The sequence below is a fragment of the Pseudomonas guariconensis genome, from assembly GCF_900102675.1.
In the GTDB taxonomy this organism is placed as follows: Bacteria; Pseudomonadota; Gammaproteobacteria; order Pseudomonadales; family Pseudomonadaceae; genus Aquipseudomonas; species Aquipseudomonas guariconensis.
This window is the reverse complement of record NZ_FMYX01000005.1, coordinates 113,860-134,546: the sequence shown is the minus strand read 5'-3', so window position 1 is coordinate 134,546 and position 20,687 is coordinate 113,860. Positions and strand designations below refer to the sequence as shown.

Below are 20,687 nucleotides of genomic sequence, written 5' to 3'. Positions count from 1 at the left end.
CCTGTGACTGGTCGATGGACATTGCCCCATGCTCGATTGCCCACTGCCCCAAGCCCTGCACTATGTCGATGACAGCCAACCGGGGCTGACTCGGCGTCGCTGGCGCGACCGCTTTCACTACTTCGACACCGATGGCAAACGCATACGCGACGCCCAGACGCTGGCCCGCATCGCCGCCCTGGCGATCCCGCCAGCCTATACCGCCGTCTGGATCTGCCCCGATCCCCAGGGCCATTTGCAAGCCACCGGGCGCGACGCCCGAGGACGCAAGCAGTATCGCTACCACGCCCAATGGCGTGAACTGCGCGACCAGCACAAGTACGATCGCATGCTGGCCTTTGCCCAAGCGTTGCCCAGGCTGCGCCGGCAACTGGATAGCCATCTGGCGCGACCCGGCCTGGACCGAGAAAAAGTCATGGCCCTGGTGGTCAGCCTGCTCGACACCACGCTGATCCGAATCGGCAACCGCCAGTACCTGCGGGAAAACAATTCCTACGGCCTGACCACCTTGCGCAACCGGCATGTACAGGTCCAAGGCAGTACCGTGCGCTTTCAGTTTCGCGGCAAACGGGGCGTCGAACACGATGTCAGCCTGCGCGACCGACGCCTGGCGCGGCTGATCAAGCGCTGCCTGGAGCTTCCGGGACAGACCTTGTTCCAGTACTTGGACGAACAGGGCCAGCGACATGCCGTGGGTTCGAGCGAGGTCAATCAGTTCCTGCAGCAGCTAACGGGTGCTGACTTCACCGCCAAGGACTACCGCACTTGGGCTGGCAGCGCACTTGCCCTGGACCTGTTGCGCCCCCTGGCCTGGCAACCGGAAAGCGAGGCCCGCCGCCAGGTTGCCGCTATCGTCCGGCAGGTGGCCACGCGCCTGGGCAATACACCTGCGGTGTGTCGACGCTGCTATATCCACCCGGCGGTGCTGGAGCATTATCAGCTCGGCCGACTGGCCACCTTGCCCAAAGCCAGGGCGCGCCAAGGCCTGGAGGCGGAGGAAGCCGCCTTACTTCGCTTCCTGCAATTACTAGGGGATTAATCGGTGATTACTCGCTTCTATTTGCGCTATCAAACAGAGAAATTTCCCATCTGGGCGTAAGCCCCCTATCCTTGCCAGCGAGCACCTTCGCTGATCGGCCGCCTTGGTCGTTTCGGCACCTGCGACTAAAGACAGATAACAGAATTTATCTGCGCGGGAATTACTCTTCGCGGAAAGCGTCTTTAATGAGAAGGAAGAGGGACACGCTCCCGCCGCCGCGGTAAATGGCCGCGCGGATTTCATCATTACCAAGGAGAACTACATGCTGATACTCACCCGCAAGGTTGGCGAAAGCATCGTCATCGACGATGACATCAAAGTAACCATTCTGGGAGTCAAAGGGATGCAAGTGAGGATCGGCATCGATGCGCCAAAGGATGTACAGGTTCATCGTGAAGAGATCTTCAAGCGTATCCAGGCCGGCAACCCTGCTCCGGAGAAGAACGACGACCAGCACTGAACAACCTTGCTTCAAGTCGCACGGACGCGCTTGACCGTTCAGCCCGCTCACGCGGGCGGCCACGCCTCAGGTGTCTAGCAGTTCCCGCACCTTGGCGATCATCCTGTCCATGTCGAAGGGTTTGTCGAAAACCGCAACGAACAACTCGGGGCAAATGCGTCCCTGGTTGGCCTGTGCGCCGCTCATGAGAATCACTGGCAGGTCAGGTAGCTGCAGTTCATCGCGGATCGCCTTGACCAGTTCCTCGCCGTTGAGCAGCGGCATCATGTAGTCGGTGATCACCAACTCTACCCGTTTTTCCTTGAGCGCCTCCAAAGCCTTGCGGCCATTGCTCGCCTTCTCCACCAGAAAGCCTTCATCCTCCAACGCGAATCCGAGGATATCGGCTATCAGGTATTCATCGTCGACGATCAGGATCGTGTTCATCGTCCTATTCCATCAGTCGCTCCCCTGGGGCACGGGCGTGCCGCTCAACACGCCGCATGCACCTTCGAAGGCCTTGCGCAAAACAATTCCCTGAGGACCGATGCACAGCTCGTGCAGCGCCGGGTCATGATGGCTATCGCGCACCTTGAGCACCGAGACCATGCGCCGCAGCTGCGAATCCAGTTCGACGAAACGCATCAAGAGCAGGTTGTCGACGAGGCTCGAAAGATCTGGCGCTGGTGCAGTGATCTCCGAGCCGAAGATATCGCGCATCTCCCAGGTCAGCAGCACGCTGACGTCACGGGCACGCAACTCGCCGGTCAGGGCACGGAAGAAGGCATTGAGCCGGGCAGGGTCGAACGCCAGGCGACTGAACGCGCCCAGGCTGTCGATCACCACCCGCTGGGCGCCCAGTGTCTCGACACGCTCGAGCAAGTATCCGCCAAGCTGGTCCAATAGCCCTTCGGTGGTGGTTTGCCAACAGAACGCCAGGCTGCCTTCGCGTTCACGCTTGGCGAGGTCATGCCCCAGCGCAGCGGCCTTCAGGCGCAGCCGGGCCGGTGTTTCGTAGAAGCCAAAGTGCAGGCCCGGGGCCTGGGGAGTGCAGGGCCCGAGGAACGCCAGGCCTAACGATGTCTTGCCGATCCCCGAAGGCCCCATGACCAGGCTGACCGAGCCCTTGGCCACACCACCGCCGAGCATTTCGTCCAACGTGGCGATACCGGTACCGACCCGCGTCAGCGTATCGCTTCCCGTCTGGCTGGGGTGGCTGTATAGCGCTTCCAGGCGAGGAAACACCTGCAGACCGGCCTGGTCGATCAGGCACTCATGCAGCCCGGAAAGTGCGCCACTGCCACGCGTCTTGCGCAACTGGACCTGGCGCACCGCCCGGCTGCCTAGCAGTTGTTCGCCCAACTCGATCACCCCATCGACCATGGTGTGCTCTGGACTGCCCTCTTGCAGTCGGGCGCTGGTCAACAACAGCACGGTACATCCGGCAAAGGCGGCGTGCCCCTGCAGTTCGGAGACGAACTTCTTGGTATCGAGGCTGGTTTCCGCACGGACCCGAGCGTTGAGCAGCCCATCGACGATGAGCAGGCTGGCCTGCTGACGAGCGATCTCCTGGCGTAACAACCTGACCACCGCATCGAGCCCTTCCTGCTCCAAGGTATCGAAGGCACTGACGAACTGGATTGGGTCGCCGACCAGCGCAGGATCGAAGAAGTCCAGCGTCGACAAGTATTGAAACAACCTCTCGTGGGACTCGCTGAGCAAGGTCGCCACCAACACGCGACCGCCGCTGCGCACATGATTGCATGCCAGCTGGTTGGCCAGAATGGTCTTGCCCGCACCCGGCGGTCCCTGGACGATATAGGAGGCCCCGGCGATCAGGCCGCCTTTGAGGAGCACGTCCAGTCCATCGATGCCTGTCGCCAATCGCTTGAGTGATTCTGCCATGGTGGTTACTCATTGAGACCCAGGGTCGGTGACGTCCGGGCATGCGGGCAGGTACAGACTCATGCAGGTACCCTCGCCTAACCGGCTGTCCACGCAGATAGCACCGTTGCACTGCCTGGCAAAGCCATAGACCTGGCTCAGTCCCAGACCAGTGCCCCGGCCGAAGGGCTTGGTGGTGAAAAAAGGCTCGAAGATTCGCGGCAGCACCTTCGGATCGATGCCTTGGCCTGTGTCCTGCACATCGAACCGCACAAAACGTCCCCGCAGCCCCTCCACCTCGCCGGACAGCTCGACACAGGTGACGGCAAGACGAATGCGTCCCTCGCCGTCAATGGCATCACGGGCATTGAGCAACAGGTTGAGCAAGACCATCTGCAGTTGCCCCGCGTCCGCTTCAATCGATGGCAGGTCCGGCTGCAGGTATTCCTCAAGCACGATGCCTTGGGTCAGTCCATGCTGCAGAAGACCACGCGTGGCCTCGATCAGTTCAGCGGGGGCGATACGCGCCGCGGTCAATTGGCGATGACGGGCGAACGTCAGCAGTTGCCGGGTCAATTGCGTGCCCCGTTCCCCGGCATCGACAACGTGTTCAAGCAGCCGGCGGATACGCTGCAAATCATCGCTACTCATGGCGAGCCGGGCGGCCCCGAGAATGATGGTCAACAGGTTGTTGAAGTCATGGGCCAGGCCACCGGTGAGTTGCCCCAGGGCCTCGAGTTTCTGGGCTTGGAATAGCTGGGCGCGGATGGCATCCAATTGCAGGGCCGACTCACGTCGGTCGGTGATGTCCCGGGTAACTTTGGCCAGTCCGATGACCTGCCCCGTTTCGTCCCTTACCACATCCAGTGCTGCCAGGGCCCAGAATTGCGTGCCGTCCTTGCGCACGCGCCAGCCTTCATCCTGAGCCACACCCTGTTCCAAAGCCTGGTGCAACAAATGCTCCGGACGGCCTTCGGCCCGGTCCTGGTCGGTGAAGAACAGCGAAAAATGCTGGCCGATCACTTCCTCGGCACGGTAGCCCTTGATACGTTCGGCGCCTGGGTTCCAGGACACCACCGTGCCCGACAGGTCGAGCATATAGATGGCATAGTCCACCACCGATTGAACCAGCTGCTCATAACGGTTGGGCGGCATTTGCGGCTGATCGGAACGCTCATTGGAAACCATGCAGACTCCGCAGGCACTACCAGGGCCATCCACTGAGCGTAGTCAAAAGACCGGCACCCATGTAAGCCACAGACAAGCCTGGACGCGTCATGGTTCCCGTTCGGCCAGCAAAGAGTTGCAACGCGTTGGGCCTGAGCACGGACTTGCAAGGCTCAATGACAGCAAGATAGCCCTTGGCCTATAGTGCTCCGGCCTTTGCAAAGCCAGGAACGAAGATGCTCGTCAATTTGCGCATGCAGCGCCTGCAAGATGATCTCCAACGCACCGCCAACGAATTGGAAGTTGTCTGCCGCGGGCTTTCCGGACACGCCCGGTACCTTCGCCATCGTGTGCACGGACACGATGCCCAGGCAATGGATGGCCATACCCAGGGCCTGAAATCCTCTGCCTGCACGCTGCGTCAGATCGCCCACGCATTAACCCCCTGAAACGGCAGGTGCGGTTGACTTGTCTATAACGGTGGGTTATAAAGCGCGCTTGATTGTCAGGCCCTTCTGCCTTGAAGCGCGCCGGTCGTGACGACCCTTTCAAGCGTGCGAGTGTGGTGGAATTGGTATACACAGCAGACTTAAAATCTGTCGGCGTGAGCCTTGCGGGTTCGAGTCCCGCCACTCGCACCATCTCCTTCTGAAAAGGCGCCCTTGCGGCGCCTTTTTCATGCCCAGCAAAACGTGTACCGACTGCTACAGTGGAACATGTCCCCGCTCACTGGAATGCCACCATGCGCTACTCCCTCTTCGATGGTCAACGCGACATCATCATCCTGCTCGCCCGCGTATTGCTGATGATCCTTTTCATCTTGTCCGGTTGGAGCAAACTGACCGGCTTTGAAGGCACGGTCAATTACATGAGCTCCCTCGGAGCCCCTGCGCCCATGCTCGCGGCGGCCATTGCAGTGATCATGGAGTTCGCCGTTGGCATCCTGCTGATCCTGGGCTTCTATACGCGCCCGCTGGCCTTCCTGTTCGCGTTGTTCGTTCTGGGCACTGCATTGATCGGGCATCCATACTGGAACATGGTCGACCCGGAGCGCAGCGCCAACATGACCCAGTTCCTTAAAAACATGAGCATCGTCGGCGGGCTGTTACTACTGGCGGTGAGCGGCGCAGGACGCTTCTCCCTGGACCGTCGCTGACGGCCACAACACTGGCACGACGACTCAATCGTCGATGTCGTCGTGCCAGGCGGGATGCTCCTCGTCATCGAAGTCATCCCGAAGCTCTTCATCTTCCTCGGCTTCGTCCAGTACTCCATGAGCGTCGGCTTCCGGATCGACATCCTCCTCCAGAAACTCGTGGTCGAGCAGATGATCGTGCTCGGGTTCGTGCAGGTCGTCTTCGTCGTGCATGGCTGGGCTCCCAAGGTCAAAACAGGCCTGTATAGGCCGATCAACAGTCGCGGTCAATTGTTGACAGCTTAACGCTGGCTTAACCGCTCAACCGCTAGTCTCCAATCTCTCCCTTCAAACGTTCTTGCCCGCCACCTTGGCGGGCTTTTTTTGCCCATTCGGTCTCCCGGCGCAATCTTTGTGGGAACCATATGCCCTGCTTCGATGCTCGCAACTATGTGGACCTGTGTTTCATCAAGGAGAACCCGCATGACTGTGAACATCGACAACCTGATCATCACCACGCCTGCCCCTAAATCAGAAACCAACCCCGTGGCCCTGGAAGTCACCGGTGCCGTTGCCCTGGCTACGTTGAGTGAGTTTGTCGCGCGATTGCCCGATGGTTCCATTCGCCTGAACGCCCCTACCAAGGGCGCGGCCAGCAAAAGCACACACCGTACCCGTTGCGAATGGAAGGAACCTGTCTATTGGGGCTTGGGCAGCGCCGCTACCCACCGTAACCACCAAACGTTCACGCTGCAGAAGGTCAACTCGTTACAAAAAGTGGTGATTTCACAACTGCACGTAAAGGACGATGACAGCCCACCCATCAAAGTGTTCTGGAACAAAGGCAAGCTCACTTACGGCTTTCGCTCCGAATTCAACCAGGCAACCGCACCCACGACCACCTTTCTGACCGAGGTGCCGCTGGGAGCACCGTTCGAGATCATCATCGAAGTTTCATCCAGCGGCGTAGTCATCCTCAGCGCAACCTGCAATGGCCGTACAGGCCGCTCTCCAGCACTTCAGTTGGCGAGCACATGGAACGCAAGGAACTTTAACTTCCATGGCGGCGTGTACAACCAGATTGACTTTACCGACTCAACGCCCGCTGAAGACGGCTCGGTTTGCGTGATCAGTCGCCTTGAACTGACCCATTTTTGAGAGTCATCGACAGTCTGTGAACAGGCGCTTCACGAATTTCTGACAATCGACTGGGCACACTGAAACCGCTTCGTACGTTCTTTCAACCCGCCTTCCTGGCGGGTTTTTCTTTTTCTGATCCATCGCGCGACCACGCCTAAAACGCGACCTGCGTCACACCCTTTCGCTTCGTATGGAACTTTTCAGAAACGTTTTGCTCCTTTTCCGCAGGGCACCTGCGAAGCAGGCCTATTGACAGCATTGAATGTGCTGTGCATGTGGGTAATCTACACCCCTTGTTGAATCTTCTTCGAAGAATGGACTCCATGAAGCCTCTACCTCTTTTAACTGTTTCGGCGGGCCTGCTCGCCATGCTTCCTCTGTGGACGAACGCACAGCAGAACAGCCCTGCATGGGAACTGGAGCCGACCTCGTTTCTGGGTATCGATCTTCAGGGCGACTTCCTCAATCAAGTTGCTCCCTGCCCCGCCGATGTTGCCAGGCCAGACAAACCCTGCCGGGTCGCTACCGCCGACCCGAACCGCTTCGAGGTCCGAGGCTTGCCATACCTGCCCATTTCCCCAGGCTACGAGCTGGTCGCCACGTTGGCAGGTGGCCGGGTGCAGGAACTGGTCTTCAGTGGCAATGCCAATAGCTTGAATCTGGTAACGGACCTGCTGACCGAGCAATTCGGCCAACCCACAAAGCAGGATAGCCATTGGATCAAGATGACTTCCGGGGCCTCCTATTTGGCCGAAGTGCTTTCGTGGCAAGGCGAAAAAGTGTCGATCAATTTCCAGCGTCAGGAAAAAGACCTCGGCAAATATGCGGTGACCTTCTCCACCCTGCCCACAAAGGTGGTCAGCACCGACGAGACACCAGCCGACGCGCCCACAACTGACGTATCCAAACTTTGAACCCGATGCCGTGACATCGCCACATGGGTGGCGAGGGTGGTGCGCGTTAGTAGCCACCAATGCATTGGTAACCACTGGGGAGTCTGTCACACCCTTGTCACGCAACGTGATCATTATCGATCGAGCCAAAGGGACTTGGCCCCGTCTACCGAAACCCCGGCGCAGTGCCGGGGTTTTGCATTGGTGCACAATGCTGTGACTTAGGGCATCAATCCAGACACTCTCGTGCCGCTGTGCGCAGCTTATCGGTCGACAGGAAACTGCCTTTGTAGAACGTTGCGCGGCTTCCCTCATGGTACTTGACGATCTCAAGCACATCATCGGAAGTCACTGCGCTGGGCGCTGTGATGCGGTAACCATTGGAGATGGATTTTTGAGTGGTGAGCGGCGCCATGGCCTGCCATTTTGGCAGAACGCATGCTGCGTATACCTCGGGGGTTTTGCGGGTTAGCTTGGTGCCAGTTGGCTGACCTGGCGATGCGCACCCAGCCAGCGTAACGAGCACGGCGGAACAAACGAGGACAGGAAGTCGATACATTTACGATAGATCCCTAGTGACTAAGGGATTCTAGCAATCAACATCGAAAGGACACCAATCCACGAAGGTAGCACAGCACGACTAGCGGATTTCCAAGGGGATGGTTTGAACGCGCGCTTTCACGATTTCTTCACAAAGCTGACTGTAAAGTCAACTTTGTTCATGTTGGGACATTCAGCCCGCTCCGGCGGGCCTTTTTTCTAGCATTCCGTCACCCACTGGCCCTACAATCCTACGCAGTTGAAGGATCAGCACCCGTCACAGAGAGCCCGCCATGGAGCGGGCTTTTTGTTGCCTTACGATCAGCTGACAGGCCTAGATCATCTGAAGGCGATACCGACCAGCCTCAGTGGCCACATCCTCCCCTTCATCACTAATCAAATAACCTCCACACATCATTTCCGTAGTGGAGAATCAGACTAACCCGCACCTGGGTAGAGCTTCGCCTGCTCCGGATCCAACATCTCAATCTCTCCGATTCGGTAGCGCCAAACGCAGCCAGGGCCGCATCCAACTCTCGGGAGCGCCTTCCATTCGACGCCCCGAGCACATTACAACGCGGCATGCAGCACGCAGGTAACGGCACCGTAGATAGATGAGCAAGCCACGGGCGACACACAGTAGCGGCTTTATCAGAATTGTCTGATTAAGCTGAGGGCGGACACAGCATAACTTAGACGATTCATTCATCGAGCCAATATACAACGCTTAATAACCAAGCAAGCTTTGTAACCTGCTACGCCGCCTAGAGTACGCCATACAACCTAGTTCATCAGCCCAGCGCTGAAGAACGCTTTACCTTCGCTTAAAAACCGAGCACCTAGCATTTAATTGAAAACACCCTGAGAGGTTTGGCAAATAATGAAGTTCCTCAGACTCTTGGCCACTTGGGCCTTACTAATAATTGCACCACCGCCTTCATTTGCAGCCTGCAACTTTTTTGAAGGGCACTCGCAAAAACAAATATCGATAAGTATTCCTTCAAGCCTATCCATCCCCAGGGACGCAGCAAACAACACCATTATCTATGAGTCCCCACCGCAAACCTTCTATGGAAACGCCTCATACACATGTTCCACTACATTCACAACAGGAATAAAAAACAATGTAGGAAGCGATTCCGCAACGACATCCTATTTCCCGATTGGTAATACAGGACTGTCCTGGCAATGGATATACCAAGGCTCACCCTATATAGGATTCGGCGGCGGAAGCACTAGGAATCCGGGCGGATATGGATTCAACACCACAACAAATGCCCTACGCATCATTAAAACAGGCAGTATATCACCAGGCGCAACCATACCGGCCGGAACCCTGGGTTTTATTCAGGTCGAGTCAGCAACTGTAAGGCCCCTGGCAATGATTACTGATAAAAGCTCATCCATCATACTCCAATCATGCGAGACACCGAACATTGCTGTAGATATGGGCGAACACAATCTAAGCACTTTCTCGAGCAACGGAAACTCCACCCCGCCCAAAAAATTTTATATAAAACTCAATAATTGCCCAAGCGGGATCCAGAAAGTCAACTACAGCTTATCCGCCACTGCAGATTCCCCGGCGGTGAATAGCGCACTCGGCATTATAAAGCTAAATAACAGCTCTACCGCCAAAGGCATTGCCCTTCAATTACTAGACGATCACTACACCCCCATACAACTAGACACAACCTATGTGTTTAACGAATATTCAAGCGACGGCGGAAGCTTTTCCTTACCTTTGAATGCAAAATATATCCGTACACTACCGAATGCTGATGCTGGTCAATATGATAAAGGGATGAGCGCCGGCTCCGCCAACAGCGAGGTCACATTCATTATGAACTACTTGTGATCACTGCCTGGGACGAAACACCAACAGCAAACATCACGCCAAGGGCTGAGCAGTTGCTCGGGGTTCTACGGCTTAAGCGTCAGACTTCGGGCACATAAAGACATCCTAGTTCCCGCCCTCGTGCATCAACCAAGGGGAGCGCCATGGACTTTTGCGACCTACAAGCCGCGCTGTTAGTGCGTCGCAATCAGAAAAAGGCTCGCGACTTCTATGCGGCAGACGAAATCTGGAACAAGGCTTCCATGCGCCCGGAGTACCTGGCTGGCCAGCACACCCGTCGATACGTTGAAGCGTCGGGCCATTGCCAAACCTTCAAATGAGGAGGTTTGGGACTGATGTGATTTTTCTAGGGCTTCGGTATTTTTTGCGCGCAAATAAAAACCCCGCAGACGTTAATCTGCGGGGCTTTTGAATGGTGGAGGCCGAGGTCGGAATCGAACCGGCGTAGACGGATTTGCAATCCGGAGCATAACCACTTTGCTACTCGGCCTCAAAGTTCGGAATTAGCTGCTTTCGCGTCGCTATCTCCTTGAAACTTCAGCGCTTTTTAAAGCTTGCTGCGTTTCGATGGACGCCATTATGTCTACATTCGTTGATCCTTGCAACCCCCCTGATTAGAAAAAATATTCAAGGGGCTCAAGGTGTTAGCGCAGGCGGCTCAGTTTACTCCAGAGACCGACCAATGTGTTCTCTACGGTACCGCTGGCCGCCACGCCGATTCGCTCCTGCAAGCTCTTGCGCTCGGCAAAGCGCAAGTGGAACAGATTCGCTTCACGGGCGCGCTCGCTCAGGTATTCATCACTGGTGCGCAGCTCATCGACCAGTTTTCGGTTCAGCGCGGCGACACCCAGCCAGACTTCGCCTGTGGCGACCTCATCGATGTGCAACTGAGGGCGGTAGCGGGAGACGAAATCCTTGAACAGCTGATGCGTTATATCCAAGTCTTCCTGGAACTTCTCCCTGCCCTTTTCAGTGTTCTCGCCGAACACCGTCAACGTGCGCTTGTACTCGCCGGCGGTGAGCACCTCATAATCGATATCGTGCTTCTTCAACAGGCGATTGACGTTGGGCAGCTGAGCCACCACGCCGATCGAACCGAGCACGGCAAAGGGGGCGCTGACGATCTTTTCGCCGATGCAGGCCATCATGTAGCCGCCGCTGGCGGCAACCTTGTCGATGCACACGGTGAGCGGAATGCCGGCCTGACGGATGCGCGCCAGCTGCGACGCAGCCAGACCATAGCTGTGCACCAGACCACCACCACTCTCAAGACGCAACACGACCTCGTCACGGGGGGTGGCAAGGCTCAGCAGCGCGGTGATTTCGTTGCGCAGGCTTTCGGTGGCGGATGCTTTGATGTCCCCATCGAAATCGAGGACATACACACGGCTTTTCTCTTCGGCCTTACTCTTCTTTTGCTGTTTTTCCGTCTTGGCTTGTTGCTTGCGTAGCGCCTTGAGCTGGGCCTTGTCGAACACGCCTGCTTCGAGGCGTTCGCGCAACTCCTTGTAGAACTCGTTGAGACGGGTGACCTGCAAATGCCCGCCCGATTTACGCCGCCCCTTGCCCCGCAAGCCGGCAATGGCCGACAAGACCACCAGGATGGCGATCACCAGGGTGGCGGTTTTGGCGAGAAAGCTTGCGTATTCGGCAAGAAACTCCACATTGACTCCTTGATAGACCAGCGCCTGAAGGCGCGAACTGCATCAAGCATACCGTTGCGTCACAGGCGCTGCCAGCTGGGGAAAACGCTGGCAACATAGTTCAAACAACCTTTTCAAACGCTTGTATGTTTTTTCGTTGACAGCCTGTCTGTCGCATCCTAACCTCGCAGCAACTCCCTTGGACCGGACCTCTCCGTGGGCAATATCTACCTGATCCGACATGGCCAAGCCTCCTTCGGTGCCGATGACTACGACGTCCTCTCACCCGTCGGCGCACGCCAGAGCCACGCGTTGGGAGAGCATCTTGCCCAGCTCGGTCTGCGTCTGGATCGGTGCCTGGCCGGCGACCTGCGCCGCCAGCAAGACACTGCGCGCCTTACGCTTGAGGCCATGCAGGCCCAAGGCTGCTCGACGCCGGCCATTGAGACCGACGCGGCGTTCAACGAGTTCGATGCCGATGGCGTTATCCGTGCATTGCTTCCCGACCTGCTGCCGCAAGAGCCCGACGCGCTGCATATCCTGCGCAACGGCACGACCCATCGCAGCGAGTTCCAGCGCCTGTTCGCGCTGATGGTGCAACGCTGGCACGATGGCGAACACCAAAGCGATGGCCTGGAGACGTGGCAGGCGTTCACTGCCCGAGTCCAGGGCGGCCTTGCTCGAGTGCTCCAAAGCGCAAGCCGAGGCGACAACATTGCCATCTTTACGTCCGGCGGAACCATCGCCGCTTTGCTCCACCTGGTTACTCGGATCACGCCCGGCCAAGCCTTCGCGCTCAACTGGCAGATCATCAACACGTCGCTCAGCCAACTGAAATTTCGGGGCAACGACGTGACACTGGCTTCCTTCAACAGCCAAGCCCACGTGCAGCTGTTGAGGACGCCGGAGCTTGTCACCTATCGATGAGCCCGGCCTGTTGTCCCCGCCGGGGACGTGAATATCACTCTATAAGGAATGCGCCATGACCTCCGTAGCTGATGCCGTCAAGAAGATGCAAGAGAAGTTCAACCCATCCGCTGCCGCCGGCCTGGACCTGGTGTTCGGTTTCAACATCACCGACGAAGACAAGCACTATGCACTCATCGTCAAGGACGGTACCTGCAACCTGCAGGAAGGCGAAAACCCGGACGCCAACTGCACCCTGGTCATGGACAGTGAAACCCTCAAAGGCATCGTCAGCGGTGACACCGATGGCATGCAGGCCTTCATGAGCGGCAAGCTGCGCGTCGAAGGCGACATGATGCTGTCGATGAAACTCAGCGAGCTGTTCCCCGCCTGAGTGGCTTGAGCGATTGCCGATGAAAAACCGAGGCCAACTGGCTTCGGTTTTTTTTTTGCCGGCGGCCATGCAAGGCCCATCAAGATGAGTGATTGAGCGGCAACACCCTTGCCTATAAGCCCCTTGGTACGCTTGTGCCAGTGACGTAGCGAAATTAGATTAGCCAATAGTTATTGCGCTGGAAAATAAGGAAAACGCATGACGCTCACCGATCAATCCACCCAGGTACGCCCCGGCGAAGAGCTCGACGCGGCCGTCATCGATCCCTATCTGAAAGCTCATATCGCAGGCTTGCAGGGTAAGCCCTCGATCAGCCAGTTCCCTGGCGGCGCGTCGAATCTCACCTATTTGCTCGCCTACCCGGATCGAGAGCTTGTCCTGCGTCGTCCGCCGTTCGGCCACAAGGCCAAGTCCGCCCATGACATGGGGCGGGAGTTCCGCATCCTCAATCAGCTCAACGATGGCTTCCCGTACTGCCCCAAAGCTTATGTGCACTGCACAGACGAGTCGCTGATAGGCGCTGAGTTCTACGTCATGGAGCGGGTCAAGGGCGTCATCCTGCGTTCGGACATTCCGCCTTCGCTGGGCCTGGATGCCAACCGCACAGAGGCGCTGTGCAAAAGTTTCATCGATCGCCTGGTGGAATTGCACCAGGTCGACTACACCGCATGCGGCCTGGCCGACCTGGGCAAGCCAGAAGGGTATGTACAGCGTCAGATCGAAGGCTGGACCAGCCGCTACGAAAAAGCCCTGACCCCGGATGCCCCGCTATGGAAACAGGTGATCGCCTGGCTGCACGACAAGATGCCCGCCGATCATCCACGCCCAGGCATCGTGCATAACGACTACCGCTTCGACAACGTCATCCTCGATGCCGAGAACCCCATGCGCATCATTGGTGTACTGGACTGGGAGATGACCACCCTGGGCGATCCGTTGATGGACTTGGGCAACAGCCTGGCCTACTGGATCGAGGCCAACGACCCACCACCGGTGCAACTGATGCGGCGTCAGCCGAGCAATGCCCCTGGGATGCTGACCCGTCGCCAGTTCGTCGATTACTACGCAGAACGCGCCGGTATCCACCTGGACAATTTCGATTACTACTATTGCTACGGCCTGTTCCGTCTGGCCGGAATCGTCCAGCAGATCTACTACCGCTTCCACCATGGCCAGACCCAGGACAAACGCTTTGCCCAGTTCATCCACATGAACCGGCTGCTGGAACACATGGCCCTGCAAGTGATCGATAAGTCCTCACTCTGATAACAAGGAAAATCCGGCATGTCCAAGACCACGCTGTTCGACCTCGACGGCAAAATCGCCTTCGTCTCCGGCGCCAGCCGCGGCATCGGTGAGGCCATCGCCCATCTGCTAGCCCAGCAAGGCGCCCATGTGATCGTCTCGAGCCGCAGGCTCGAGGGCTGCCAAGCGGTCGCCGACGCCATCACCGCCGCTGGCGGCAAGGCCACTGCCATGGCTTGCCACATCGGTGAAATGGAGCAGATCCAGCAGGTGTTCGCCAGTATCCGTGAACAGTTCGGACGCCTGGACATCCTGGTCAACAATGCGGCCACCAATCCGCAGTTTTGCAATGTGCTGGACACCGACCTCGGCGCCTTCCAGAAAACCGTGGATGTGAATATTCGCGGATACTTCTTCATGTCGGTGGAGGCCGGCAAGCTGATGCGTGAACACGGCGGCGGCAGCATCATCAACGTCGCCTCGATCAATGGCGTATCGCCCGGATTGTTCCAAGGCATCTATTCGGTGACCAAGGCCGCAGTCATCAACATGACCAAGGTGTTCGCCAAGGAGTGTGCGCAGTTCGGCATTCGTTGCAACGCATTGCTGCCAGGCTTGACCGATACCAAGTTCGCCTCGGCATTGGTCAAGAACGACGCCATCCGCAATGCCGCCTTGCAGCAAATCCCCCTCAAGCGCGTGGCCGATCCCGGCGAAATGGCCGGCGCGGTGCTGTACCTGGCCAGCGACGCCTCCAGTTACACCACCGGCACTGCACTCAACGTGGACGGCGGTTTTCTTTCCTGACCAGAGCTTGAGCGCCTGCCCTGTACCTCAGCGGCAGGCGCCCTTCAGCTCGAACGCACGCTTGCACCTCGTCAACTTCAAGTTGACAGCTCAGGTATACTCGCAGCTCGCGCTTCTGCCAGGACCCTGAACATGACGGAAAACAGCTTCGCCTTTCGCCTCAAGGAACTGCTCGAACACCACAAACTGACGCTACAGGCTGTAGGCACTGCGTTGGGCATCTCTCGCACAGCCGTGCACAAGTGGACCCGGGGCGGCGAGATCGACTACGACAACCTGCGTAAGCTGGCGGACTTCCTCAACGTCAATTGGATCTGGCTGCGCTATGGCGAAGAAGCGCTGCAAAGCGTGCAGCACGCCGAGGTGCTGGAGCTGCCGATGACCGATCTACGCCGACGCTACACCGCCGAAATCATGGAAAGCGAGACGCGTATGAAGCTGGCCCAGGAAGGCGCGCGAATTGTCACCTGGGAGTGGAACCTGGTCAGCGATGAGGTGACCTATTCACCCAACGTCGAGGCCGTGTATGGCTGGCCTGTGCGGCGCAACGAGGACTTCTGGGCCCATGTGGCGCCCGAAGACGCCCAGCAGATGCATGCCATGTACACCCGCGCGGTGGCTACCGGCACTCCATGCGAGTGCGATTTTCGCATTACCCGCCCGGATGGCAGCCAACGCTGGATCGCGTCGCGCGCCACCGTGCTGCAGGACAGCGCCGGGCGCTCGGTGAAGATGGTCGGCATCAGCATGGACGACACCGAGCGCAAAGTCGCCGAGGCGGAACTGCGCCAGAGCGAGGAGCGCTTTCGCACCATTTTCGAGCTGGCCTGGGGCGCCTTGGCCTACATCGGCCCTGATGGCAGCTGGCAGCGGGTCAACAGCTCCTTCTGCGAAATGCTCGGCTACAGCGAGCAGGAGCTGTATGGCATGACCTTCCAGCAGCTCACGCACCCCGACGATCTGCCAGACAACCTGGTGCTCCTCGAACGTATGCTGGCAGGCGAAATCAACCGCTACGAAGTGGAAAAGCGCGTGCGCCACAAGGAAGGCCACTACCTCTGGGTGCGCGCACGCACTTCGCTGCAGCGACACGCCGACGGCCGACCAGAGCATCTGATCAGTGTGTTCGAAGACATCACAGCCGAACGCGACGAGCACGAACGCCTGCAAGCCCATATCGCCGGGTTGCAAGCCCGCCTGAACTGAACCGGAGAAACGACGATGCTACCAGAAAGCCAATCGGCTAATGGTCACTGCCATCGAAACGTGCAGCGCCGCGGCGCGGTGGGCCTTTATTTCGTCGCCGGCTTGTCCGTGCTGGCCGGCATGACCGATGCGATCGGATTCATGGCCACAGGCGATTTCGTTTCGTTCATGAGTGGCAACACCACACGCCTGGCGGTGTCGCTGGGCAGCGCCGAGCTGGGCCCTGTGCTGCGCCTGGTGCTGGTGATCGGTGCGTTCGTTCTGGGCAACGCCTTGGGCGTGGTCGTTGCAGCAATGACAGGCCGTCGTCCCTGGCCTTTGCTGAGCCTGATCGCCACTTTGCTGGCCCTGGCCGGCCTGATGCCCGAGCTACTTCAACTGCCCGCCTTGCTGGCGGCAGTCATGGCCATGGGCATGATCAATGCGGTGGTGGAGGAAGTGAACGGCCTGCCCATCGGCCTGACCTATGTCACCGGTGCCCTGTCGCGCTTCGGGCGTGGGCTGGGCCGCACCCTGCTCGGCCAGCGCAAGCTGGGTTGGCGGGTGCAGTTGATCCCCTGGTGTGGCATGCTCCTGGGCGCCATCGCGGGCGTCCTGCTCGAACAGCAATTCGACCGCTTAGCCCTGCTCGCCAGCGCCCTGCTGGCAGCCTTGCTGGGCCTGGCTTCGCTGAAAATCCCTAGGCGCTGGCAGCTTCGCTACATGCCCCGTTGATCATAGGCAGGTCGCTGCCGCGGCGCGGCGGCGCAGGGCCATGGTGTCGTTGTTCTGCGCGTAGTAATCCACACGAGTGCCGCCAGATTGCGGATAGATATCGGCGAACGACTCGGCTTCGCGGGTATAGACCGTGAAACCACCTTGCTTGCGTGGCTCCAGATAACCGCTGGCATCGACCCCGAACGCCGCTTCTTCCTGCCAGCTGAACTGAATGCATTGGGCGACGATCTCCGGCGCCTTGTGCGAGTCGAGTTGCGCGGTCGGCGCGTTGCCACGTGCAGCTTCCATGGTGGCTGAGGCGCAACCGACCAACACCAGAGCGGCGACCATCGGCACGAGTGCTCGCATTTTTCCATCCTCGAGACAAAAAAGAACGCGACTCTAGCATTGCAGTGACGACAAATGAATTATCCCGCGCAGGCGAGGGTCGCAGATAGGGCATGTCCTGTTTTCAAGGAGCCCCCATGAAGCCATTGCTCTATGTCCTAGCTTTCACTGTCGCCCTCCCCCTGGCCGCCTCAGCAGCGGACACGAAAGAACAGAGCGTCACCGCCCCGCACAGCCAACGCGAACTTAAAGTGGGCGATAAAGCCCCGGATCAGTACAAGCGCGACGACTTGGTTATCCACGATTGGCAGGCCAAGGGCCTGCAGCCTCCGGAAAAGGAAAGTCACTGGGTACGCCTGGCTGACCACTACGTACTGGTGCAGACCACCAATGGGGTGATTCTCGCCATCGAGCCCGCCTCGAACTAGCAAGGCGCGGACAGGCCGGCCGCCAAGCGCGGCCGGATCAATATACGTCCGACATGCCACTCATCGCTGGAGCGGCAGATTTTTGCGCGCCCAAGAAACCAAATCGAGCGCTTCCGGTCTCAGGAGGTACCCCGTAAATCTTTGCGGATCAAGGACCTATATCGTGATGAAGCGCATTGCGAGTTTTGCGTTGATTGCCACCGTGCTCACCCTCAGTGGCTGCTACCACCACTACCACGACGATGATGATGGCTGGCGGGATCGTGACCGGGACCATCGCTACTACCGTGACCGTGATGATGACGGCTATCGCTATCGAGACCGCGACCGCCGTGATCGCTACCACCGTTATCGCGACCGCGACGACGATGACGACGACTGATACTGCAACGCCTTTTTTCCCCTGACCCGCCGCCCGTGCCGCGGCACCTTACCCTGATGATTCGTTTGAGGTTCACATCATGCGTCTGACTCTGCCTTCCCTTGCCCTCGGCCTGCTGCTCTGCCAGGGCGCATTTGCCGGCGACGGCACCGCTGCCATCGGCGGCGGCCTGGGTGGCGCCCTTGGTAACATTGTTGGCCAACAGATCGGCGGCGGTACCGGTGCCGCCATCGGCGCAGGCCTGGGCGGCGCTGCCGGCAGTGCGGTTGGCGCACGCAAGGGCAATCGTACCGAAGCCGCTATTGGCGGTGGCCTGGGTTCGGCGGGCGGCTCGATCCTGGGCCGCGCGGTCGGCGGTTCCACCGGTTCGACCATTGGCGCGGGCCTGGGTGGCGCAGCAGGTGGCGCGTTGGGCAATCACATGGGTGACAACGACGGCGGCCACAGGCATCACCGTCGTCACCGCCACTGATTGCCGCTACACCTGAGGGGCTGCTTGCAGCCCCTTCTTGTCAACAAACATTGCAACATATCAACACCACCTTCACTGCACGGTGCCACACTCGGCGCTACTCTCTACCGTGCCCCTTGAGTGAAGGAACACCCCCTCCCCATGAACCATGAGCTGCTCTGGGTCCTCTGCCTGCTGGCCATCGTCGTCACACTTTTCGTCATCAACCGCCCGCGCATGGATGTGATCGCCCTGCTAGTGATCCTGGCCCTGCCGCTTTCGGGAATCCTCACCATCGAGCAGGCGCTGGCAGGCTTCAGCGACCCCAACGTGGTGCTGATCGCAGCGCTGTTCGTGATCGGCGAAGGCCTGGTACGCACAGGCATCGCCTACCGCATCGGTGAATGGATGAGCGAACGGGCCGGCAACAGCGAGGCACGCCTGCTGGTATTGCTGATGATTGCAGTGGCCGGCCTGGGCTCGGTCATGAGTTCGACGGGAGTGGTGGCGATCTTCATCCCCGTGGTGCTGAGCATCGCTGCGCGCCTTAGCCTGTCGCCCAGTCGGCTGATGATGCCGCTGAGCTTCGCCGGCCTGATCAGTGGCATGCTCAGCCTGGTGGCCACACCGCCCAACGTGGTCGTGCACAGCGAACTGGTGCGTCATGGCAGCGCGGGTTTCAGTTTCTTCAGTTTCACCCCGTTCGGCTTGGTGGTGCTGGTGCTCGGCATCGGCTACATGCTGTTCGCCCGCCGCTGGCTCAATGGCGAGGTGCGCAAGGATGGCCGGGTGGAAACCCGCCGCACCCTCCTTGACCTGGTGCTCGACTACAAACTCAACGGCCGCGAGCGCCGTCTGCGCATCCGCGCTCACTCTCCGCTGATCGGGCACACCTTGGGCGAGCTGGAGCTGCGCACCCGCCACGGCGCCAACGTGATCGGCATCGAGCGCCAGCACAAGTTCACCACCCGGGTGATGGTCGCCGATTCGAGCACGGTGCTGCACCAAGGTGACGTGCTGCTACTCGACCTGTTCGCCAATCGCGATGACTTGCGCAGCCTGTGCCAGACCATGCAACTTGAGCCCTTGCACTTCAAGGCTGCCTATTTCATCGACCAGTCCCAGGACCTGGGCATGGCCGAAGTTTCCCTGCCGCCCGGGTCGCAATTGCTCGGCAAGAGCATCCTGGAGCTGGCCTTCCGTAGCCGCTTTGGGCTGAATGTCGTCGGCCTGCGCCGTGAGCAGACCGCCATTGATGAGCAACTGGTGGAAGAGAAACTGCGCCTGGGCGACACCCTGCTGGTGGTCGGTCCTTGGAAGGCCATACGCCAGCTGCAAAGCCAGCCCAAGGACTTTCTGGTCTTGAGCCTGCCTGCGGAAATCGATCAAGTGGCTCCGGCCCGGACCCGAGCCCCCTTTGCACTGATCAGCCTGATGGTGATGGTCGGCTTGATGGTCAGCGGCATGGTGCCCAACGTCGTTGCCGCGCTGATCGGTTGCGTGCTGATGGGTGCCGGACGCTGCATCGACATGGACAGCGCTTATCGCGCCATCCACTGGCAAAGCCTGGTGCTGATCGTGGGCATGCTGCCCTTCGCCCTGGCCCTGCAGAAAACGGGTGGCATCGACCTGGCGGTGAGCGGCCTGGTCAGCCTGCTCGGTGATGCGGGGCCTTACGCTATCCTCGGCTGCCTGTTCGCCGTCACCGCGCTGATCGGTTTGTTCATTTCCAATACCGCCACGGCGGTGCTGATGGCACCGGTTGCTATCAGCACCGCACAGCAGCTAGGCATGTCGCCCTACCCGTTCGCCATGACCGTCGCCCTGGCGGCCTCGGCGGCGTTCATGACGCCAGTGTCCTCGCCGGTCAACACACTGGTCTTGGGGCCAGGCCAATACCGCTTCGGCGACTTCGTCAAGGTTGGGGTGCCGTTCACGATGGTGGTGATGCTGGTGACTGTTTTCATGGTGCCGTGGTTTTTTGGTCTGTAGCCGGCGTCAATAAGTCGACGAAAATGGCCGCTACCACATAGAAAGCCGCCCAGACACCAGCTAATTGACATCCCTCCATTCAGGAAACACACTG

24 protein-coding genes and 2 tRNA genes are annotated in these 20,687 nt (G+C 59.0%); 18 read left to right on the top strand and 8 right to left on the bottom strand.

Annotated features, from left to right (window positions below; translation table 11 throughout):
• The first annotated feature begins 28 nt into the window (after nucleotides 1-28).
• Both BLS27_RS10395 and csrA read left to right on the top strand, forming a co-directional pair.
• Complete coding sequence (locus BLS27_RS10395) at nucleotides 29-1,039, top strand: DNA topoisomerase IB (RefSeq protein WP_043211737.1); 1,011 nt, start codon at nucleotides 29-31, stop codon at nucleotides 1,037-1,039.
• 262 nt (nucleotides 1,040-1,301) lie between these two features.
• Complete coding sequence (gene csrA, locus BLS27_RS10390) at nucleotides 1,302-1,499, top strand: carbon storage regulator CsrA (protein WP_043211735.1); 198 nt, start codon at nucleotides 1,302-1,304, stop codon at nucleotides 1,497-1,499.
• A gap of 66 nt (nucleotides 1,500-1,565) precedes the next feature.
• On the opposite strand, the gene BLS27_RS10385 is transcribed toward csrA, so the two are convergent.
• Genes BLS27_RS10385 through BLS27_RS10375 form a run of 3 tightly spaced genes read right to left on the bottom strand, consistent with a single transcriptional unit; the run spans nucleotide 1,566 to nucleotide 4,550 of the window.
• The gene (locus BLS27_RS10385) at nucleotides 1,566-1,925 is read right to left on the bottom strand and encodes a response regulator (RefSeq protein WP_043211733.1); all 360 of its coding nucleotides are present in this window, start codon (nucleotides 1,923-1,925) and stop codon (nucleotides 1,566-1,568) included.
• A 12-nt stretch (nucleotides 1,926-1,937) separates the two neighbouring features.
• Entirely contained in the window at nucleotides 1,938-3,383 is a 1,446-nt protein-coding gene (locus tag BLS27_RS10380) for an ATPase domain-containing protein (protein ID WP_090344566.1), read from the bottom strand.
• 9 nt (nucleotides 3,384-3,392) lie between these two features.
• Complete coding sequence (locus tag BLS27_RS10375) at nucleotides 3,393-4,550, bottom strand: two-component system sensor histidine kinase NtrB (RefSeq protein WP_043211728.1); 1,158 nt, start codon at nucleotides 4,548-4,550, stop codon at nucleotides 3,393-3,395.
• 215 nt (nucleotides 4,551-4,765) lie between these two features.
• Here BLS27_RS10375 and BLS27_RS10370 point away from each other — a divergent pair, with 215 nt between their 5' ends.
• The 3 genes from BLS27_RS10370 to BLS27_RS10360 all read left to right on the top strand — a co-directional run bounded on the left by BLS27_RS10370 (nucleotide 4,766) and on the right by BLS27_RS10360 (nucleotide 5,685).
• Entirely contained in the window at nucleotides 4,766-4,978 is a 213-nt protein-coding gene (locus BLS27_RS10370; RefSeq protein ID WP_090344564.1) for a hypothetical protein, read from the top strand.
• Nucleotides 4,979-5,085: 107 nt separating this feature from the next.
• Nucleotides 5,086-5,170, top strand: a tRNA-Leu gene (locus BLS27_RS10365).
• A gap of 101 nt (nucleotides 5,171-5,271) precedes the next feature.
• Nucleotides 5,272-5,685 carry a DoxX family protein gene (locus BLS27_RS10360; protein WP_043211726.1) on the top strand — a complete coding sequence of 138 codons (414 nt, stop codon included), beginning with the start codon at nucleotides 5,272-5,274 and terminating at the stop codon, nucleotides 5,683-5,685.
• Nucleotides 5,686-5,709: 24 nt separating this feature from the next.
• Here the strand turns inward: BLS27_RS10360 and BLS27_RS10355 are convergent, their stop codons facing one another.
• Nucleotides 5,710-5,898 carry a hypothetical protein gene (locus BLS27_RS10355; protein ID WP_043211724.1) on the bottom strand — a complete coding sequence of 63 codons (189 nt, stop codon included), beginning with the start codon at nucleotides 5,896-5,898 and terminating at the stop codon, nucleotides 5,710-5,712.
• A 249-nt stretch (nucleotides 5,899-6,147) separates the two neighbouring features.
• Here BLS27_RS10355 and BLS27_RS10350 point away from each other — a divergent pair, with 249 nt between their 5' ends.
• Nucleotides 6,148-6,822: a polysaccharide lyase family 7 protein gene (locus BLS27_RS10350; protein ID WP_090344561.1), complete on the top strand. Its 675-nt coding sequence runs from the start codon at nucleotides 6,148-6,150 to the stop codon at nucleotides 6,820-6,822.
• A gap of 305 nt (nucleotides 6,823-7,127) precedes the next feature.
• Entirely contained in the window at nucleotides 7,128-7,718 is a 591-nt protein-coding gene (locus tag BLS27_RS10345) for a hypothetical protein (protein ID WP_139205749.1), read from the top strand.
• 208 nt (nucleotides 7,719-7,926) lie between these two features.
• Here BLS27_RS10345 and BLS27_RS10340 read toward each other — a convergent pair whose 3' ends face one another.
• A complete protein-coding gene (locus BLS27_RS10340; RefSeq protein ID WP_090344558.1) occupies nucleotides 7,927-8,256 on the bottom strand; it encodes a hypothetical protein in 330 nt (109 codons plus the stop codon).
• Between the two features lie 861 nt (nucleotides 8,257-9,117).
• Here BLS27_RS10340 and BLS27_RS23980 point away from each other — a divergent pair.
• Nucleotides 9,118-10,095, top strand: a complete 978-nt coding sequence (locus BLS27_RS23980; RefSeq protein ID WP_090344555.1) for a fimbrial protein — start codon at nucleotides 9,118-9,120, stop codon at nucleotides 10,093-10,095.
• 416 nt (nucleotides 10,096-10,511) lie between these two features.
• On the opposite strand, the gene BLS27_RS10325 is transcribed toward BLS27_RS23980, so the two are convergent.
• A tRNA-Cys gene (locus BLS27_RS10325) sits at nucleotides 10,512-10,585 on the bottom strand.
• Nucleotides 10,586-10,739: 154 nt separating this feature from the next.
• Complete coding sequence (gene sohB / locus BLS27_RS10320) at nucleotides 10,740-11,759, bottom strand: protease SohB (protein ID WP_090344554.1); 1,020 nt, start codon at nucleotides 11,757-11,759, stop codon at nucleotides 10,740-10,742.
• A gap of 195 nt (nucleotides 11,760-11,954) precedes the next feature.
• Here sohB and BLS27_RS10315 point away from each other — a divergent pair, with 195 nt between their 5' ends.
• The 6 genes from BLS27_RS10315 (at nucleotide 11,955) to BLS27_RS10290 (ending at nucleotide 17,010) form a co-directional block, all read left to right on the top strand.
• Nucleotides 11,955-12,665, top strand: a complete 711-nt coding sequence (locus tag BLS27_RS10315) for a histidine phosphatase family protein (protein ID WP_090344552.1) — start codon at nucleotides 11,955-11,957, stop codon at nucleotides 12,663-12,665.
• A gap of 55 nt (nucleotides 12,666-12,720) precedes the next feature.
• Nucleotides 12,721-13,038 (top strand): SCP2 sterol-binding domain-containing protein, encoded by a 318-nt coding sequence (locus tag BLS27_RS10310; RefSeq protein ID WP_043211712.1) that lies wholly within the window; start codon nucleotides 12,721-12,723, stop codon nucleotides 13,036-13,038.
• Between the two features lie 198 nt (nucleotides 13,039-13,236).
• Complete coding sequence (locus BLS27_RS10305) at nucleotides 13,237-14,304, top strand: phosphotransferase family protein (protein WP_090344551.1); 1,068 nt, start codon at nucleotides 13,237-13,239, stop codon at nucleotides 14,302-14,304.
• An 18-nt stretch (nucleotides 14,305-14,322) separates the two neighbouring features.
• Complete coding sequence (locus BLS27_RS10300; RefSeq protein ID WP_043211707.1) at nucleotides 14,323-15,090, top strand: SDR family oxidoreductase; 768 nt, start codon at nucleotides 14,323-14,325, stop codon at nucleotides 15,088-15,090.
• Nucleotides 15,091-15,222: 132 nt separating this feature from the next.
• Entirely contained in the window at nucleotides 15,223-16,296 is a 1,074-nt protein-coding gene (locus BLS27_RS10295; RefSeq protein ID WP_090344549.1) for a helix-turn-helix domain-containing protein, read from the top strand.
• Nucleotides 16,297-16,311: 15 nt separating this feature from the next.
• Nucleotides 16,312-17,010: a YoaK family protein gene (locus BLS27_RS10290; protein ID WP_090344546.1), complete on the top strand. Its 699-nt coding sequence runs from the start codon at nucleotides 16,312-16,314 to the stop codon at nucleotides 17,008-17,010.
• Here BLS27_RS10290 and BLS27_RS10285 read toward each other — a convergent pair whose 3' ends face one another.
• Nucleotides 17,011-17,361, bottom strand: coding sequence for a hypothetical protein (locus tag BLS27_RS10285; RefSeq protein WP_090344543.1), 351 nt, complete (start codon nucleotides 17,359-17,361; stop codon nucleotides 17,011-17,013).
• A 116-nt stretch (nucleotides 17,362-17,477) separates the two neighbouring features.
• On the opposite strand from BLS27_RS10285, the gene BLS27_RS10280 reads away from it, so the two are divergent.
• The 4 genes from BLS27_RS10280 (at nucleotide 17,478) to BLS27_RS10265 (ending at nucleotide 20,593) form a co-directional block, all read left to right on the top strand.
• Nucleotides 17,478-17,768 (top strand): RcnB family protein, encoded by a 291-nt coding sequence (locus tag BLS27_RS10280; protein ID WP_090344541.1) that lies wholly within the window; start codon nucleotides 17,478-17,480, stop codon nucleotides 17,766-17,768.
• Between the two features lie 163 nt (nucleotides 17,769-17,931).
• Nucleotides 17,932-18,150: a hypothetical protein gene (locus BLS27_RS10275; RefSeq protein WP_232092072.1), complete on the top strand. Its 219-nt coding sequence runs from the start codon at nucleotides 17,932-17,934 to the stop codon at nucleotides 18,148-18,150.
• Between the two features lie 79 nt (nucleotides 18,151-18,229).
• On the top strand, nucleotides 18,230-18,622 hold the full coding sequence (locus tag BLS27_RS10270; protein WP_043211693.1) for a glycine zipper domain-containing protein: 393 nt from the start codon (nucleotides 18,230-18,232) through the stop codon (nucleotides 18,620-18,622).
• A 141-nt stretch (nucleotides 18,623-18,763) separates the two neighbouring features.
• Complete coding sequence (locus BLS27_RS10265; RefSeq protein WP_090344538.1) at nucleotides 18,764-20,593, top strand: SLC13 family permease; 1,830 nt, start codon at nucleotides 18,764-18,766, stop codon at nucleotides 20,591-20,593.
• Nucleotides 20,594-20,687 lie beyond the last annotated feature (94 nt).

What these genes read in the sequence shown, in the direction of transcription:
- BLS27_RS10395 (WP_043211737.1), top strand. Translation starts at nt 29, where the DNA reads ATGCTCGATTGCCCACTGCCCCAAGCCCTGCACTATGTCGATGACAGC.
- csrA (WP_043211735.1), top strand. Translation starts at nt 1,302, where the DNA reads ATGCTGATACTCACCCGCAAGGTTGGCGAAAGCATCGTCATCGACGAT.
- BLS27_RS10385 (WP_043211733.1), bottom strand. Translation starts at nt 1,925, where the DNA reads ATGAACACGATCCTGATCGTCGACGATGAATACCTGATAGCCGATATC.
- BLS27_RS10380 (WP_090344566.1), bottom strand. Translation starts at nt 3,383, where the DNA reads ATGGCAGAATCACTCAAGCGATTGGCGACAGGCATCGATGGACTGGAC.
- BLS27_RS10375 (WP_043211728.1), bottom strand. Translation starts at nt 4,550, where the DNA reads ATGGTTTCCAATGAGCGTTCCGATCAGCCGCAAATGCCGCCCAACCGT.
- BLS27_RS10370 (WP_090344564.1), top strand. Translation starts at nt 4,766, where the DNA reads ATGCTCGTCAATTTGCGCATGCAGCGCCTGCAAGATGATCTCCAACGC.
- BLS27_RS10360 (WP_043211726.1), top strand. Translation starts at nt 5,272, where the DNA reads ATGCGCTACTCCCTCTTCGATGGTCAACGCGACATCATCATCCTGCTC.
- BLS27_RS10355 (WP_043211724.1), bottom strand. Translation starts at nt 5,898, where the DNA reads ATGCACGACGAAGACGACCTGCACGAACCCGAGCACGATCATCTGCTC.
- BLS27_RS10350 (WP_090344561.1), top strand. Translation starts at nt 6,148, where the DNA reads ATGACTGTGAACATCGACAACCTGATCATCACCACGCCTGCCCCTAAA.
- BLS27_RS10345 (WP_139205749.1), top strand. Translation starts at nt 7,128, where the DNA reads ATGAAGCCTCTACCTCTTTTAACTGTTTCGGCGGGCCTGCTCGCCATG.
- BLS27_RS10340 (WP_090344558.1), bottom strand. Translation starts at nt 8,256, where the DNA reads ATGTATCGACTTCCTGTCCTCGTTTGTTCCGCCGTGCTCGTTACGCTG.
- BLS27_RS23980 (WP_090344555.1), top strand. Translation starts at nt 9,118, where the DNA reads ATGAAGTTCCTCAGACTCTTGGCCACTTGGGCCTTACTAATAATTGCA.
- BLS27_RS10310 (WP_043211712.1), top strand. Translation starts at nt 12,721, where the DNA reads ATGACCTCCGTAGCTGATGCCGTCAAGAAGATGCAAGAGAAGTTCAAC.
- BLS27_RS10305 (WP_090344551.1), top strand. Translation starts at nt 13,237, where the DNA reads ATGACGCTCACCGATCAATCCACCCAGGTACGCCCCGGCGAAGAGCTC.
- BLS27_RS10300 (WP_043211707.1), top strand. Translation starts at nt 14,323, where the DNA reads ATGTCCAAGACCACGCTGTTCGACCTCGACGGCAAAATCGCCTTCGTC.
- BLS27_RS10295 (WP_090344549.1), top strand. Translation starts at nt 15,223, where the DNA reads ATGACGGAAAACAGCTTCGCCTTTCGCCTCAAGGAACTGCTCGAACAC.
- BLS27_RS10290 (WP_090344546.1), top strand. Translation starts at nt 16,312, where the DNA reads ATGCTACCAGAAAGCCAATCGGCTAATGGTCACTGCCATCGAAACGTG.
- BLS27_RS10285 (WP_090344543.1), bottom strand. Translation starts at nt 17,361, where the DNA reads ATGCGAGCACTCGTGCCGATGGTCGCCGCTCTGGTGTTGGTCGGTTGC.
- BLS27_RS10280 (WP_090344541.1), top strand. Translation starts at nt 17,478, where the DNA reads ATGAAGCCATTGCTCTATGTCCTAGCTTTCACTGTCGCCCTCCCCCTG.
- BLS27_RS10270 (WP_043211693.1), top strand. Translation starts at nt 18,230, where the DNA reads ATGCGTCTGACTCTGCCTTCCCTTGCCCTCGGCCTGCTGCTCTGCCAG.
- BLS27_RS10265 (WP_090344538.1), top strand. Translation starts at nt 18,764, where the DNA reads ATGAACCATGAGCTGCTCTGGGTCCTCTGCCTGCTGGCCATCGTCGTC.